Source organism: Paracidovorax cattleyae (assembly GCF_900104515.1).
GTDB lineage: Bacteria > Pseudomonadota > Gammaproteobacteria > Burkholderiales > Burkholderiaceae_C > Paracidovorax > Paracidovorax cattleyae.
Genome location: NZ_FNJL01000007.1, coordinates 142,377 through 158,106 on the forward strand (window position 1 = coordinate 142,377; position 15,730 = coordinate 158,106).

General features: G+C 69.5%; 8 protein-coding genes and 1 tRNA gene. 7 read left to right on the forward strand and 2 right to left on the reverse strand.

The features are described from left to right. Positions 1-135: 135 nt before the first annotated feature. The 6 genes from BLR05_RS07685 to BLR05_RS07710 are packed head-to-tail and all read left to right on the forward strand — an operon-like array spanning position 136 to position 12,198. Complete coding sequence (locus tag BLR05_RS07685; protein ID WP_092833360.1) at positions 136-1,443, forward strand: glucose-1-phosphate adenylyltransferase; 1,308 nt, start codon at positions 136-138, stop codon at positions 1,441-1,443. Further along, positions 1,440-3,596, forward strand: a complete 2,157-nt coding sequence (gene glgX / locus BLR05_RS07690; protein ID WP_092833362.1) for a glycogen debranching protein GlgX — start codon at positions 1,440-1,442, stop codon at positions 3,594-3,596. The genes BLR05_RS07685 and glgX overlap by 4 nt, the downstream gene beginning before the upstream one ends. Further along, complete coding sequence (gene treZ, locus BLR05_RS07695) at positions 3,593-5,416, forward strand: malto-oligosyltrehalose trehalohydrolase (RefSeq protein WP_092833364.1); 1,824 nt, start codon at positions 3,593-3,595, stop codon at positions 5,414-5,416. The genes glgX and treZ overlap by 4 nt, the downstream gene beginning before the upstream one ends. Beyond that, positions 5,413-10,401, forward strand: a complete 4,989-nt coding sequence (locus tag BLR05_RS07700; RefSeq protein WP_092833366.1) for a malto-oligosyltrehalose synthase — start codon at positions 5,413-5,415, stop codon at positions 10,399-10,401. The genes treZ and BLR05_RS07700 overlap by 4 nt, the downstream gene beginning before the upstream one ends. Next, complete coding sequence (gene glgA, locus BLR05_RS07705) at positions 10,398-11,918, forward strand: glycogen synthase GlgA (RefSeq protein ID WP_092833369.1); 1,521 nt, start codon at positions 10,398-10,400, stop codon at positions 11,916-11,918. Before BLR05_RS07700 ends, glgA begins: the two co-directional genes overlap by 4 nt. A 58-nt stretch (positions 11,919-11,976) precedes the next feature. After that, positions 11,977-12,198 (forward strand): hypothetical protein, encoded by a 222-nt coding sequence (locus BLR05_RS07710; protein WP_092833371.1) that lies wholly within the window; start codon positions 11,977-11,979, stop codon positions 12,196-12,198. 75 nt (positions 12,199-12,273) lie between these two features. On the opposite strand, the gene BLR05_RS07715 is transcribed toward BLR05_RS07710, so the two are convergent. Both BLR05_RS07715 and rnr read right to left on the reverse strand, forming a co-directional pair. Next, a complete protein-coding gene (locus BLR05_RS07715; protein WP_092833471.1) occupies positions 12,274-13,038 on the reverse strand; it encodes an SDR family oxidoreductase in 765 nt (254 codons plus the stop codon). A gap of 81 nt (positions 13,039-13,119) precedes the next feature. After that, positions 13,120-15,435: a ribonuclease R gene (gene rnr, locus BLR05_RS07720; protein ID WP_092833373.1), complete on the reverse strand. Its 2,316-nt coding sequence runs from the start codon at positions 15,433-15,435 to the stop codon at positions 13,120-13,122. A 19-nt stretch (positions 15,436-15,454) separates the two neighbouring features. Here rnr and BLR05_RS07725 point away from each other — a divergent pair. Beyond that, positions 15,455-15,539 (forward strand) — tRNA-Leu (locus BLR05_RS07725). Positions 15,540-15,730 lie beyond the last annotated feature (191 nt).

The following is a 15,730-nucleotide window of genomic DNA, read 5'->3' on the forward strand; positions in this document are numbered from 1 at the left end:
ACGCACCCCTCCTTCCCAGCCCTGCCCGCGCGACGCCCCGACCGGCGTGCGCGGCTGCGCCTGGACGGCAGCGGTTCGGCAGCGGCATTCCCCGTTTCCGCGCCCTTCAACGTTTGATCCTTCGGGAGTCCCACCATGTCCAGCACCAAGAACGTTCTCGCCATCGTCATGGCCGGCGGCGAAGGCTCGCGCCTGCATCCGCTCACGGCCGAGCGCTGCAAGCCCGCCGTTCCCTTCAACGGCAAGCACCGTATCGTCGATTTCGTGCTCTCGAACCTCGTCAACTCCGAGATCTACTCGATCTACCTGCTGGTGCAGTACAAGTCGCAGTCGCTGATCGAGCACATCCGCCAGTCCTGGACGATGACCCGCTTCATCCCCCAGCACTTCGTCACCGTGGTGCCGCCGCAGATGCGCAATGGACCGGAATGGTTCCAGGGCACGGCCGATTCGGTGTACCAGAACATCCACCTGATCGAATCCTTCAAGCCCGACATCGTCGCGGTGTTCGGGGCCGACCACATCTACCGCATGGACGTGCGCCAGATGATCGACTTCCACACCAAGAACAACGCCCACGTCAGCGTGGCGACGCTGCCGGTGAAGCTGGCCGACTGCAACCAGTTCGGCATCGTGGAGACGGATGACAACCACCGGATCGTCGATTTCGTCGAGAAGCCGCAGACGCCGCCGCGCCCGATGCCCGGCAGCTCCACCCACGCGCTCGCCTCGATGGGCAACTACCTCTTCAACGCCGACATCCTGCTGGACGCCCTGCGCGAGGCCCACGAAACCGGCCACAGCGACTTCGGCAAGCACATCCTGCCCTCGATGCTCAAGTCGCACCGCCTGATGGCCTACGACTTCGATACCAACACCATCCCCGGCACCGAACCCTACGAAGAGCACGGCTACTGGCGTGACGTTGGCACCATCGACGCCTACTACCAGGCCCACTTCGACACGCTGGGCGCCACGCCGCGCTTCCGCATGACCAACCGCCACTGGCCCATCTACGCCAGCCCCGACCAGGCCGAATCGGCCCAGATCGAGAACGGCGTCATCCACCGCTCGGTGGTGGGCTCGGGCAGCATCGTGGACGGCGCCTCGCTGGACAACGCCATGCTGCGCCGCTCCGTGGTCGTCGAGCGCGACGCACGACTCGAGCACTGCATCGTCATGGAGCGCTCGCGCATCGGCCGCGGGGCGCAGGTGCGCCGCGCCATCATCGACCAGGACAACGACATTCCGGCGCACGAACGCATCGGCTTCGACCTGGAGGCAGACCGCAAGCGCTTCCACGTGACCGAGAGCGGCATCGTCGTCGTGCCGCGCCAGTTCTTCAAGCCGCAGAGCCTGCAGTCCACCACCCCCAGCATCGGACGGGCCCGTCCCTCCGTGGCCTGCGCGTCGGACAGCTCCGGCCTGAAGGTGGCCGCATGAAGGCAGGCGACGCCGCACCGCACATGACCTCCCGCCGCCCCCGCGCCACCCGGCATGTCGCCGAGGCAGGCCGGCCGCTGCCGCTCGGCGCCACGGCCGACCGCAACGGCGTGAACTTCGCCGTACACGCGCCGGGCGCGGAACGCGTAGAAGTCTGCCTTTTCGCGGACGGCGAGAACGAAACGCAGCGCATCGCCCTGCCGGCTTTCACCGCCGGCACGTGGCACGGGCACGTCAAGGGACTCAAGCCGGGCCAGCGCTACGGCCTGCGTGTCCATGGCCCCTACGCCCCCGCGCAGGGCCAGCGCTTCAATCCCGCCAAGCTGCTCATCGACCCCCATGCCCGTGCGCTCGACCGGCCCGTGCTGGGCGCCGACGACCAGTTCGGCTATGAGCTCGGCCACGAGGACGAGGACGACGCCATCAGCGGCGTGGACAACGGTGCCACCGCGCCCAAGGCCATCGTGGTGCGCTCGCGCTTCGACTGGGGCGACGACGCACCGCCCCGCGTACCGCCCTCCAAGACCGTCTTCTACGAAATGCACGTCAAGGGCTTCACGCAGACACTGTCCGGTGTGCCGGAAGCCCAGCGCGGCACCTATGCCGGGCTGGGATCGGAGGCCGCCGTCGCCTACCTGAAGGGCCTGGGCGTGACCAGCGTGGAACTGCTGCCCGTGCAGGCCTTCGTGGACGACAAGCGGCTCGTGGACGCGGGCCTGGCCAATTACTGGGGCTACAACACCATCGCCTTCTTCGCACCCGAACCCCGCTATGCCGCCAGCCGTGGCGACGGCGGCACTGACGAGTTCAAGGGCATGGTCAAGGCCCTGCACGCCGCAGGCATCGAAGTGATCCTGGACGTGGTGTACAACCACACGGCCGAAGGCAACCACCTGGGCCCCACGCTCAGCCTCAAGGGCATCGACAACGCCGCCTACTACCGCCTCTCCCCGGAAGATCCGCGCTTCTATGTGGACTACACGGGCACGGGCAACACCGTGGACACCAGCAGCCCCGCTGCCCTGCGGCTCGTCATGGACAGTCTGCGCTACTGGGTCACCGAGATGCACGTGGACGGCTTCCGCTTCGACCTGGCCTGCTCGCTGGGGCGCGACGTTTCGGGCGCCTTCACCCACCGCGCGGCCTTCTTCGCCGCAGTGGCGCAGGACCCTGTGCTCTCGTGCGTCAAGCTCATCGCCGAACCCTGGGACCTGGGCCCAGACGGCTACCAGGTGGGTGGCTTCCCCGACGGCTGGGTGGAATGGAACGGACGCTACCGTGACGTGGTGCGCGACTACTGGCGAGGCACCGACGGCAGCCTGCCCGCTTTCGCCGCCTGCCTGTGCGGCAGCGCCGACATCCTGGAAGCCCGCCGCCGCCCGGCGACGGACAGCGTCAACATCGTCACCGTGCACGACGGTTTCACCCTGGCCGACCTCGTCAGCTACAACGAAAAGCACAACGAGGCCAATCAGGAAGACAGCCGCGACGGCGAAAACCACAACCGCAGCTGGAACTGCGGCGCGGAAGGCCCGACGGAGGATACCGCCATCCTGGCCCTGCGCGAGCGCCAGATGCGCAACTTCCTCGCCACGCTCTTCGTATCGCACGGCACGCCACTGCTCCTGGGCGGCGACGAGCACGCCCGCACCCAGCAGGGCAACAACAACGGCTACTGCCAGGACAGTCCCCTGTCCTGGTACGACTGGGAGCACGCAGGCCGCAACGACGCCCAGCGCCGCTTCACCGCGGCCCTGATCTCCCTGCGCACCGAGCTGCCGGCCCTGCGCACCGCGGTCGCCGACGGCGGCCGGGCCGATTGCGTCGGTGTGCACTGGCACAGCGTCTGGGGGCTGCCGATGACTCCCGAGGAATGGGACGACCCGCAATCGCGCTGCGTCGCCGCCCTGATGGAGGCGGATGCCGACGGATGCGCGGCCCTCGTCCTTTTCAACGCCACCGGCGAAGACGCCACCTTCACCCTGCCCCAGGAGGAAGGTGGCCGCTCCTGGACCGTGCGTGTGGACACCCGCACCGCCGACGTGCCGCCCGCGGATACTGCGCCGGTGGCTTCCGGAAGCCAATACGTGCTGCCAGGGCATGCCATGGCGATCCTCACCGCACTGGGCGCTTCCGGCGATCCCGCTCCATGAAGCACCAGCACGACATGCAGATCGGCGCCCGCCTCCTGCCTGAGGGTGGCGTCCACTTCACGCTCTGGGCTCCCGCCGCTTCGCGGCTCACCCTCCACCACCGCAGCGCACCCGGCGAGGAACCCGCCCAGGTTGCGGCCCGCCGGGATGCGGACGGCTTCTGGCAGGCCACCGTGCGGGAGGCCGGCCCGGACACGCTCTACCAATGGCAGGCGGACGGCGGCCCCCTGGTGCCCGATCCGGCATCGCGCAGCAATCCCGACGGCCCGCACGGCCCGAGCCGCGTGACCGATCCGGCCGCCTTCGACTGGACGACCGAGGGCTGGTCGGGCCGGCCGTGGAGCGACACCGTCCTCTACGAACTGCACGTGGGCACCTTCACGCCCGAGGGCACGTTCACCGCCGCCATGGAGCGGCTGCCCTGGCTGGCGGAGCAGGGCTTCACCGCCGTCGAGCTCATGCCCGTGGCCACCTTCGGTGGGCGGCATGGCTGGGGCTACGACGGCGTGCTGCCGTTCGCGCCGCACCCGGCCTACGGCACGCCGGACGACATGAAGCGGTTCATCGACCGGGCCCATGCGCTCGGCCTGATGGTGTTCCTGGACGTCGTGTACAACCACTTCGGCCCGGACGGCAACTACCTGGGCAGCTACGCCCCGGCCTTCTTCTCCGAAACCCACCACAGTCCCTGGGGCGCGGCCATCAATTTCGACGGCAGGGACAGCGGGCCGGTGCGCGAGTTCTTCATCCAGAACGCGCTCTACTGGGTGCGGGAGTTCCGCATCGACGGCCTGCGCCTGGATGCCGTCCACGCCATCGTGGACGACGGATCGCCCCACGTGCTCGAAGACCTCGCGCAGCGTGTGCGGCAGGCCGCGGAAGACCGGCACGTGCACCTCGTCCTCGAGAACGAGAAGAACGAGAGCCAGCGCCTGGCCCCCCGGCCCGAACCCACGCGCTACGACGCGCAGTGGAACGACGACTTCCACCACGCCCTGCACGTCGCCCTCACCGGTGAACGGCAGGGCTACTACGCCGACTATGCCCATGCACCGCTGGACGGGCTCGCGCACAGCTTCGCGGGCGGCTACGTCTTCTCGCCCTCCCACCGCGACGGCGATGGCAGGCGCCTGGCACGGGCACCTGCCGCACCGCAGCCCCTGGCCACGATGGTGAACTTCTGCGGCAACCACGACCAGATCGGCAACCGCGCCTTCGGCGAGCGCCTCTCGCACCTGGTGACGCAGCCCGCAGCCGAACTGGCATTGCTGTCCGCGCTGCTCACGCCCGCCACGCCGCTGGTGTTCATGGGCGATGAATTCGGAGCGGAAACACCGTTCCTGTATTTCGCCGACTGGACGGGTGAACTCCGCGAAGCGGTGCGCCAGGGACGCCAGCGCGAATTCCGGCTGGAAGCCGGCTCCGGCCGGGAACTGCCCGACCCGTGCGACGCCGCCACCCTGGAACGCAGCCGCCTCGACTGGCGGCAGGCGGAAGGCCCCGCCGGGCAGGAACGGCTTGCGCTGGTGCGCAGCGCCCTGTCGGCGCGCCGGCAATGGATCGCTCCGCGGCTGCCCCGGCTGCGCTCCGGCCCCCATACGGCGCGCCGCATCGGTGCGACCGGGCTGCAGGTGGAGTGGGACTACGACGATGGAGCACGCCTCGTGATGCAAATGAACCTGGGCAGAGAATCCGTGGGCCGGGAACCCCGGCAGCCGGACATCGTGCCCGGCAAGCCGGTCTTCGAGCACCGCTGGGAAGGCGGCAGCGCCTGGGCCCCATGGTCGGCCCTGTGGACGCTGCAGGAGGTGCCCGCATGAACGCGCCCCGCTTCGAAGGCCATGAAGGCCTGCACGAGCGCGCCCGCAGGGCCGGCATCGCGCTCCAGTACGCCAGCTTCTGGGGCGAGAACCGCGACGTGCCGCCCGAGGTGCTCGAGCGGGCCCTGTCGGCCATGGGGTCGCACGCCGACGCCGATGCGCTGCCGGCCACCATCGTGGTGGAAGAAGGCCAGGCAGCCGAGATCGAATGGCCTGGCGCGAGCTCCTGGAGGCTGGTCACCAGTGAAGTCGAAGCCGAGGAAACCGTCTGCGAGGGCCAGGGCGCTGTCGCTCGGCTGCCGGCCACGCTGCGCGCGGGGTACTACCGGCTCGTCGGGTCCGGCATGCAGGAAGAGCGCTTCGTCATCGTGGCCCCCGGGCGCTGCTGGTCGCCCGAGCCGCTGCGCCATGGTGAGCGCTGGTGGGGCCTGAGCGTGCAGCTCTATTCGCTGCGCTCGGACCGCAACTGGGGCATCGGCGACTTCTCCGATCTCTGCGACCTGGTGGCGACCGCCGCCGCCCAGGGCGCCGCCTTCGTCGGCCTGAGCCCGCTGCACGCCTTGCGCATGGACCGCCCGGACCTGGCCAGCCCCTACAGCCCGTCCAGCCGCCTGGCGCTCAACCCGCTGTTCATCGACGTCACCGCGATGCCGGAGTTCCTGCGCAGTGGCGCCGCCCAGTCGCTCTACGCCGACGGCGGGTTCCAGCAGCGGCTGCAGGCCCTGCGCGCCGCGGAGACAGTGCAATATGCCGAGGTCGCCGCCGCCAAGGAGGAGATGCTCGCCCTGCTGTGGGACGAGTTCCGCCAGGGCGACTGGGAATCACTGAGTCCGCGCGGCCTCGCCTTCCAGGCCTTCCTGAAGGAACATGCCGCCACCCTGGCGCCCCATGCGCTGTTCGAGGCCATCCAGCGCCACCTCGTGCGCACATCGCCCGACACCTGGGGCTGGCCCGCCTGGCCCGAGGAACTGCGGGATCCCCAGGGCCCGGCCGCCCAGGCCTTCTCCAAGGACCACGCGGAAGCCGTGGCCTACCACATGTGGCTGCAGTGGACCGCATACCTGCAGCTCGAGCAGGCCGGCGAACGCGCCCGGGCCCTCATGCCGCTCGGCCTGTACTGCGACCTGGCCGTCGGCGCGAGCGACGGCGGCTCGGAAACCTGGACCCTGCAGAACCTGTACGCGCGCGGCATGAACGTCGGGGCGCCGCCCGATCCGCTGAACACCCAGGGCCAGGACTGGGGCCTGCCGCCGCTCAATCCGGTCGCGCTGGCCGCGGCCCGCTTCATGCCGATGCGCCGCCTGCTGCACGCCGTCATGCATCCCGCCGGGGCGCTGCGCATGGACCACGTGATGGCGCTCATGCGCCTTTTCTGGACCCACGGCGGCGGCGGCACCTACGTCGCCTATCCGCTGCAGGCATTGCTCGCGGTGGTCGCAGTGGAAAGCCACCGCCACCAGTGCCTCGTCATCGGCGAAGACCTCGGCAACGTGGCACCGCAGATGCGCGAGGCCATGGCGCAGCGCACCATCCTCTCCTACCGCCCGCTGATCTTCGAACGCATGGATGGCGGCGCCTTCCGCCCGCCCGCACAGTGGCCGGTGCAGGCCCTGGCCGTGGTGAGCACGCACGACCTGCCCACGCTGCGCGGCTACTGGTCCGGCGAGGACATCGAGGTGCAGCGGCGCCTGGGCTGGCTGCCGGATTCGGAAGCCCACGCGCGCAGCCTGATCGAGCGGGCGCAGGACCGTGTCCGGCTGCTGATGGCCCTGCAGGAAGAAGGCCTGCTGCCTCCCGGTGCCACGGTGGATGCGCAGTCCGTGCCCGAAGCCACGGCGGAATTTACGGCCGCGGTGCATGCCTACCTCGCACGCACGCCCTCCTGGCTCGCGGCCGTGCAGATCGAGGACGCCGTCGCGCAGCTCGAACAGGTGAACGTGCCCGGCACCACCGAGGACATGCAGCCCAACTGGCGCCGGCGCCTCGCCGTGCCGCTGGACCGGCTGGCCACGCACCCCTGCTTCGCCGCCGTGGCCTCGGCCATGCGCGGGCACCGGGGACGCCCTGCCATGCAGGCGGCCGTGGAAGAGCTGCCCGCACTCGACACCGCGGACGTGCCGCTCGCGACCTACCGCGTGCAGTTCCACAAGGACAACACCTTCGCGGCCATGACCGCCGCCGTTCCCTACCTGCAGGCGCTGGGCATCAGCCATCTCTACAGCTCGCCCTACCTCAAGGCCGCCCCCGGCAGCACGCACGGCTACAACGTCGTCGATCCCACGCAGCTGAACCCGGAAATCGGCGACGAGGCCAGCCATGCCGCGCTGTGCGATGCCCTGCAGGCACACGGCCTCGGCCAGTTGCTGGACATCGTGCCCAACCACATGGGCGTGATCGACGCTCCCAACCCCTGGTGGGACGACGTCATGGAGCACGGGCGGTCCTCCGCCCATGCCGGCTTCTTCGACATCGAATGGGAACCCGCCACCGCCAGCCTGCAGGGCCGCGTGCTGCTGCCCATGCTCGGCGGCCAGTACGGCCACGTGCTCGAATCCGGCGAGCTGCGCCTGGATTTCGACGCGCAGGCCGGCCGCTTCCTGGTGTGCTACTGGGACCACCGGCTGCCCATCGATCCCCGGCACTACGCCCGCATCTTCGCGGCCGTGCCCGCGCCGGCGCCCGGGGAGGCCGATGGCGACAGCGCGCTGCAGGTGCAGTCCCTCATCGACGCCTTCGGCCGCCTGCCCGACCGCGACACCGGCGATGAAGGCGAGCGCACCATGCGCCGGCGCGATGCGCCCCTGCACCAGCGGCGCCTGGCGGAACTGGCCGGCGCCCACGCCTGGCTGCGCCAGTGGATCGCGGCCTGCCTCGCCCACTGGAATGGCCGGCAGGAAGAGGCCGGCAGCTTCGACGCGCTGGACGGCCTGCTGCGCGACCAGCCCTACCGCCTGGCAGACTGGCGCGTGGCGGGCGACGACATCAACTACCGCCGGTTCTTCGACGTGAACTCCCTCGCCGCGCTGCGCATGGAGGAAACCTCCGTGTTCGAGGCCGCGCACGCCTGCATCTTCCGCTGGCTGGCGGAGGGGCGCATCACCGGCCTGCGCATCGACCACCCCGACGGCCTGGCCCATCCCGCGCAATACTTCGACCGCCTGCAGCGGCGTTATGCCGCGCTCGCCCGCGCTGCCGGCCGCGAGCCCACGGCGCTCTACCTCGTGGTGGAGAAGATCCTGGCGGACCACGAGCCCCTGCCGGCCGACTGGCCCGTGCATGGCGCCACGGGCTACCGGTTCAGCAGCCTGGTCAACGGCCTCTTCGTGGACACCGCCTCGCAGGCCGCCTTTGACGACGCCTACACCAGCTTCACGGGCGACACGAAGGACTTCGAGGAAGCGGTGTACGAGTGCAAGAAGCACATCATCCAGACCTCGCTCTACAGCGACCTCGGATGGCTGGCCGACACGCTCTACCGCATCGCCCAGGCGGACCGGCGCACCATCGATTTCACGCGCAACCAGTTGCGCATCGCCCTGACGGAGGTGGCCGCGGTCTTTCCCGTGTACCGCACCTACCTCGTGCCCGACGGTACGCCGCCCAGCGACACCGACCGGCGCCACGTCGCCTGGGCCATCGCAGCCGCGCGGCGGCGCATGGGCACCAGCGAAGGCGGCGTGCTGGCCTATCTCGAGGGTGTCCTGCTCGGCGACGAAGGTGCGGCCCCGCCCCTGCGCGCGCGTTTCATCCGCCGCTGGCAGCAGTTCACGGCCCCGGTCATGGCCAAGTCCGTGGAAGACACCGTCTTCTACCGCTACGTGCGCCTGGTCTCCCTGAACGACGTCGGCTCCGAGCCGCGCCGCTTCGGCCTCACCTGCGCGGCCTTCCACCAGGCCAACCTGCAGCGTGCCCGCCACCGCCCGCACAACCTGCTCGCCACGTCCACGCACGACAGCAAACGCTCCGAAGACCTCCGGGCCCGCCTCAACGTGCTCTCGGAAATCCCCGCCCTGTGGGAAGACACCGCCCTGCAGCTGCGCGAACTGGGCGAGCGCTTCACCACCGAGGTGGACGGTGTCCAGGCCCCGCGGCCGCATGACCTCTGGGCCCTCTACCAGGCGCTGGTCGGCATCTGGCCCACCCACGCCACCGAGCCGCAGGAGCGCCAGGAACTGCGCGAACGCATCCAGCAGTACATGGTCAAGGCCATGCGCGAGGCCAAGCAGCAGACCAACTGGCTGTTCCCCGACGAGGCCTACGAGGGCGCCGTGGCGCGCTACATCGACGGCGCGCTCTCGACCGAACGCTTCGTGCGCGAACTGGAAAGGTTCGTGCAGTCCATCGCGCCCTACGGCTTCCGCAACAGCCTCTGCCAGCTCGCGCTCAAGCTGACGGTGCCGGGCGTACCGGACATCTACCAGGGCTGCGAACAGTGGAACTTCAGCCTCGTGGACCCGGACAACCGCCGTCCCGTGGATTTCGGCGCCATGGCACAGGCGCTCGGACAGGTGCAGGCGCTCTACGGCGAGGGCGTGCATCCGTCGCAGGCGGACTGGGAGCGCCTCATGGGCCCGGTGCCCGGCCCGGATGCCAAGCAGTTGGTCACCTGGCGCCTGCTGCAGTTGCGGCAGGCCCTGCCGGACCTGTTCCGCCACTCCACCTATCTGCCGCTCGCGCTCGACGGCCCCGGTGCCGAGCACGCGTTCGCCTTCGCCCGCATCCGCGATGGCCGGGCCATCGTGGTGGTCTGCGCGCGCCTGCTCTATGGCCTGGCGGCGGCGGGCTGGCGCGGCACCCGGATATCGGTCGCTTCCGCCCATCCCGTGCTGGCCAAGACCGGCGGCTGGCAGGAGTGGATGACGGGCCGACGCATCGGCGCCGACACCGGCGAAGGATGGAGCGTGGAGGAAATCCTCGGAGAAGTGCTTCCGGACCGTCCCGGCCTGCCGTTCGCGGTGCTCGTGGGCGGAGAATCCGGCGCATGAAGATTCTCTTCGCCACATCGGAATGCGCCCCGCTGGTCAAGACCGGCGGCCTGGGCGACGTCAGCGCCGCGCTGCCGCCCGCCATCGCGGCCCTGGGCCACGAGGTGATGCTGCTCATGCCCGCCTATGCAGGCATGCCGCTGCAGGGTCGGATCACCGGCTGGCACTCGCTGCCCGCCGAAGGCCCGTGGCCTGCCGCCCAGTTGCTGAGCGTGGACCGCGGCGAACACGAAGTGCCGCTGCTGCTGCTCTGCTGCCCGCAGCTCTACGCACGCCCGGGCTCGCCCTACGCCGGTGCACAGGGCGACCATGCGGACAACGCCCTGCGCTTCGGCCTGCTCGCCCACGTCGCCGCACGCATCGGCACGCCGCAATCGCCCTGCGGCTGGACCGCGGACATCGTCCACGCCAACGACTGGCCCACCGCGCTGGCGCCGCTCTACCTGCGGCAGTTCCGCGACGCGGCCGGCCCCCGGGCGGACACGGTCGCCTGCAGCATGGTCACCATCCACAACCTGGCTTTCCAGGGTGTGTTCCCCATGGACTGGGCGCAGCGCCTCGGCATCGAGGAGCAGCACCTGGGCATCGAGGGGGCGGAATTCTGGGGCCAGCTCTCCATGCTCAAGGCCGGCCTGCAGTACACGGACGCCATCACCACGGTCAGCCCCACCTACGCACGCGAGATCCAGACGCATGAACTCGGCTTCGGCCTGGACGGCGTACTGCGCGCCCGTGCCGACCGCCTGCAGGGCATCCTCAACGGCATCGACACCGCGCTCTGGAATCCGCTGCGGGATCCCTTGATTTCGGAGCCCTTTTCCGCCGACCGCCTCGACGGCAAGGCGGCCTGCAAGGCCGCCTTGCGCCGCATGCTGGGACTTTCGCAGGACGGCGACTGCATGCTGTTCGGCCTCGTCGGCCGGATGACCGAGCAAAAGGGCATCGACTGGGTGATCGGCGGGGCCGAGCGGCTGCTGCGCCACGGCGGGCAGCTCGCCATCCTGGGCAGCGGCGACCCGGCGCTGGAAGGCGCCCTGCGGGCGCTGGCGAAGCGCCATCCTCGCCACATGCACGTCACCGTGGGCTTCGATGAAAGCCTCGCCCACGGCATCGAGGCCGGCAGCGACAGCTTCCTGATGCCATCGCGCTTCGAGCCCTGCGGCCTGAACCAGATGTACAGCCAGGCCTACGGCACGCCGCCGGTGGTCACACCCACCGGCGGCCTCGCCGATTCGGTGTTGGATGCCGACGCGCCGGCGGGCGACGGCACGGGCTTCGTCCTGCGCGGGTCCAGCCAGGCCGCGTTCGACGAGGCCGTCGACCGCGCCCTGCACCTCTGGAAAACCGTGCCCGACGCCTGGCGCCGCCTGCAGCGCAACGGCATGCGGCGCGATTTCGGTTGGACGGCCTCGGCAAGAGCGTACGTCCAGGCTTATGGCAGCGCACGTAACCGTGCGGAAACCGGCCCGCAAACGACCACAGCCTTGTCCTACAAGGAGCCCCTGCCCGCGGCGTGAATATTGGCGTCACGTCGGCAGACCACCGGCGCTACCCGCGTTCTCTAGGAGCCCCGACATGATCCGCAAAACCTGGCCTTTCCTGTCGTCGTATCAGGAGCGTGGCGAAGCCGGCGACACCGTCGCGCCGGCATCGGCCGCGCCTGCAGATCCATCGTCCGCCCTTCCCGCGGTCGCGTACGCCGATGCAAGGCCCCACATCCGGCCTGCCCACGCTGTCTCGACGGGCAGCCCTGTGTTCCAGGGGTCTCTGACGCAAGCCTCGGGCTGCGCGGGCTGAAGCATACCGATCCAGCGCCCGCCCGCCTTTGCGGGCAGGCCCAGTTCCCCCAAGCCATCCCCTGAGGGGAGTGTCTCATCCCCTGCCGACGAAAGGCATCTTGGTGGCCATCACCGTGTGGAACAGCACGTTGGCCTCCAGCGGCAGCTCCGCCATGTAGAGCACCGACCGTGCGACGATGTCCACGTCCATCAGCGGCTCGGCCGCGATTTGCCCATTGGCCTGTGGCACGCCCTGTGTCATGCGTTGCGCCAGTTCCGTGCCGGCATTGCCCACGTCGATCTGGCCCACGGCAATGTCGTACTTCCGGCCGTCCAGCGAGGCGGTCTTGGTCAGGCCCATCACCGCGTGCTTGGTGGCCGTGTAGGCGATGGAGTTCGGCCTCGGGGCATGCGCCGAGATCGAGCCGTTGTTGATGATCCGGCCGCCCCGCGGGCCTTGGGCCTTCATCACCCGGAATGCCTCACGCAGGCAATAGAACATCCCGTTCAGGTTGATGTCCACCACGCGTCTCCATTCGTCGATCGGCAGCTCTTCCAGCGGCACGGCAGGTGCACCCACCCCGGCGTTGTTGAACAGCAGGTCCACCCGGCCGAACCGCTGCACGGCCTGCGCGAACAACCGCTCCACGGCTTGCGGGTCCGCCACGTCCGTCGGCACGGCCAGTGCGCGATCGGCCGCTCCGCCCTCCTCCACCATGGCCTGCAGCAGTGCTTCGCGGCGCCCCGCCAGCACCACCGACCAGCCGGCGCCCAGCAGGGCCAGCGCCGCCGCCTTGCCGATGCCCGAGCCGGCCCCCGTCACCACCGCGATGCGCGGCGCCCCGTTCGAAACCTTCATCATTTTCGTCCTGTTGCTGGATGTACGTCGCCCCGGCGGGTACCGAAATGCCAGAGGGCACCCCGATCCCCTGCCGGAGGCTCAGCGGCGCGACTTGCCGCGCTTGGCCGCCCCGGAACGGCGTCCGGAACCCTTGGCTGCCGCCTTGCGCGGTGCCGGCTGGGCGTCCTGGGACCGGGCAGGCCTGGCGTCACCCTTGCGGGCCTTGCTGCGGCTGCGATCCGCCCCCGGGCCGTCCACGGAAGCCGGGAGCATGGGCTCGGCCGGTTCGCGCCCGCCACGGCTGCGGGAATTGCGCGCGGGCGCCGGGAATTCCTCGCCCTCGCGCACCAGCCGGAAGTCGATGCGGCGCCCATCCAGGTCCACGCGGCTGACCTGCACGCGCACCCGCGTGCCGATGGCATAGCGGATGCCCGTGCGCTCTCCACGCAGCTCCTGGCGCGCCTCGTCGAACTTGAAGTACTCGCCGCCGAGCTCCGTGATGTGCACCAGTCCCTCGACGTACATCGCGTCCAGCGTCACGAAAATGCCGAAGCTGGTCGCCGCCGTGACCAGGCCGCTGAACTCCTCGCCCAGGTGCTCGCGCATGTACTTGCACTTCAGCCAGGCCTCCACGTCGCGGCTGGCCTCGTCGGCACGGCGCTCGTTGGCGCTGCAGTGCAGGCCGGCGGCCTCCCAGGCCTGCACCTCGCGGGCCGCGGCGGCGGACAGCGGCTTGCGCGGCTGCTGCGTCGGCGCCGGCACGCGCGCGGCAAGGCGCTTGGCCAGCTTGGCATGGGCCTCGCCCGGCACCGGCAGTGCCGGCAGCCGGTACCTGGTCTGGCCCAGGATCGCCTTGATGACCCGGTGCACCAGCAGGTCCGGATAGCGGCGGATCGGACTGGTGAAATGCGTGTACGCCTCGTAGGCCAGCCCGAAGTGCCCGCTGTTGACGGGCGTGTAGATGGCCTGCTGCATGGACCGCAGCAGCATCGTGTGGATCTGCTGCGCATCCGGGCGGTCCTTGGTGGCTGCCGCGATGGCCTGGAAGTCGCCGGGCTTCGGATCGTCGCCGATGGTCATGCCCACGCCCATCGCCTTCAGGTAGCCGCGCAGGATGTCCTGCTTCTCCGGCGTGGGCCCCTCGTGCACGCGATAGAGCCCCGGCTGCCCGCCCTGGGCAATGAAGTCGGCGCTGCACACATTGGCGGCGAGCATGGCCTCCTCGATCAGGCGGTGCGCGTCATTGCGCGTGCGCGGCACGATCTTCTCGATGCGGCCGTTGTCGTCGCAGACGATCTGCGTTTCGGTGGTCTCGAAATCCACGGCCCCGCGTGCATGCCGCGACGACAGCAGAGCGCGGTAAACGTCGTGCAGGTTCAGCAGGTCCTGCACGCGTGCGCGGCGCTTCGTCGCCTCCGGGCCGCGCGTGTTCGCGAGGATCGCGGCCACTTCCGTATAGGTGAAGCGCGCATGGCTGAACATGGCGGCCGGGTAGAACTGGTAGGCATGCACCTCGCCCTTGGCGGTGACCAGCATGTCGCACACCATGCAAAGCCGCTCGACTTCCGGGTTGAGCGAGCACAGCCCGTTGGACAGCTTCTCGGGCAGCATGGGAATCACGCGGCGCGGGAAATAGACGCTCGTGGCCCGGTCGTAGGCATCCACGTCGATCGGGCTGCCCGTCTCCACGTAGTGGCTCACGTCGGCGATCGCGACCAGCAGGCGCCAGCCCTTGGCGCGGCCGACGCGCGCCGGCTCGCAATACACCGCATCGTCGAAGTCGCGGGCATCTTCGCCGTCGATGGTCACCAGCGGCACGTCGGTGAGGTCGATGCGGTGGCGCCTGTCCTGCGCGCGCACCTTGTCGGGCAGCGCCCTGGCCTGGGCCAGCGCCTCCTGCGAAAACTCGTGCGGGACGCCGTACTTGCGCACGGCGATCTCGATCTCCATGCCGGGATCGTCCACCTCACCCAGCACTTCCGTGACGCGGCCCACGGGCTGCCCGAACAAGGCGGGCGGCTCCGTCAGTTCCACCACCACCACCTGCCCCGTCTTGGCCGATCCGGTCGCACCCTTGGGAATCAGCACATCCTGGCCGTAGCGCTTGTCTTCCGGCGCCACCAGCCACACGCCGCTCTCCTGCAGCAGGCGCCCGATGATCGGGTGCTGGGGACGTTCGATGATCTCGACGATGCGGCCCTCGGGCCGGCCGCGCCGGTCGTGCCGCGCGATGCGCACGCGCACGCGGTCCTTGTGGAGCACCGCCCGCATCTCGTTGGCGGGGATGTAGATGTCGGCTTCGCCGTCGTCGCGCTGCACGAATCCATGGCCGTCGCGGTGTCCCTGCACGCTGCCTTCGATTTCGTCATCGGAGTGCACGACGTTTGCTACGGCTTTCGTTTTTTTGATATACAATCTGAGTCTTTCCTGAAATGCCCAGGTGGCGGAATTGGTAGACGCACTAGTTTCAGGTACTAGCGAGTAACATCGTGGAGGTTCGAGTCCTCTCCTGGGCACCAAGTTTAACGAGAACCAGACCGGTTTTTCGGCAATCGAGCCGCTTCCTTGTGGAGCGGCTTTTTTGTTGGTGACGGCCCCACGATGTTGCCGCTCCGGATCGGGGTGATCCCCGAAACGCCGGCTCCAAAGTTTTTTCAAAAAAATCGTCAACTTGCCTGGAAGGGCGAAAAAAGACGCTAGAATTCAAGGA

Bases quoted from the DNA above. Each gene is read 5' to 3' on its own strand.
- BLR05_RS07685 (WP_092833360.1), top strand. From the start codon at position 136: ATGTCCAGCACCAAGAACGTTCTCGCCATCGTCATGGCCGGCGGCGAA.
- glgX (WP_092833362.1), top strand. From the start codon at position 1,440: ATGAAGGCAGGCGACGCCGCACCGCACATGACCTCCCGCCGCCCCCGC.
- treZ (WP_092833364.1), top strand. From the start codon at position 3,593: ATGAAGCACCAGCACGACATGCAGATCGGCGCCCGCCTCCTGCCTGAG.
- BLR05_RS07700 (WP_092833366.1), top strand. From the start codon at position 5,413: ATGAACGCGCCCCGCTTCGAAGGCCATGAAGGCCTGCACGAGCGCGCC.
- glgA (WP_092833369.1), top strand. From the start codon at position 10,398: ATGAAGATTCTCTTCGCCACATCGGAATGCGCCCCGCTGGTCAAGACC.
- BLR05_RS07710 (WP_092833371.1), top strand. From the start codon at position 11,977: ATGATCCGCAAAACCTGGCCTTTCCTGTCGTCGTATCAGGAGCGTGGC.
- BLR05_RS07715 (WP_092833471.1), bottom strand. From the start codon at position 13,038: ATGAAGGTTTCGAACGGGGCGCCGCGCATCGCGGTGGTGACGGGGGCC.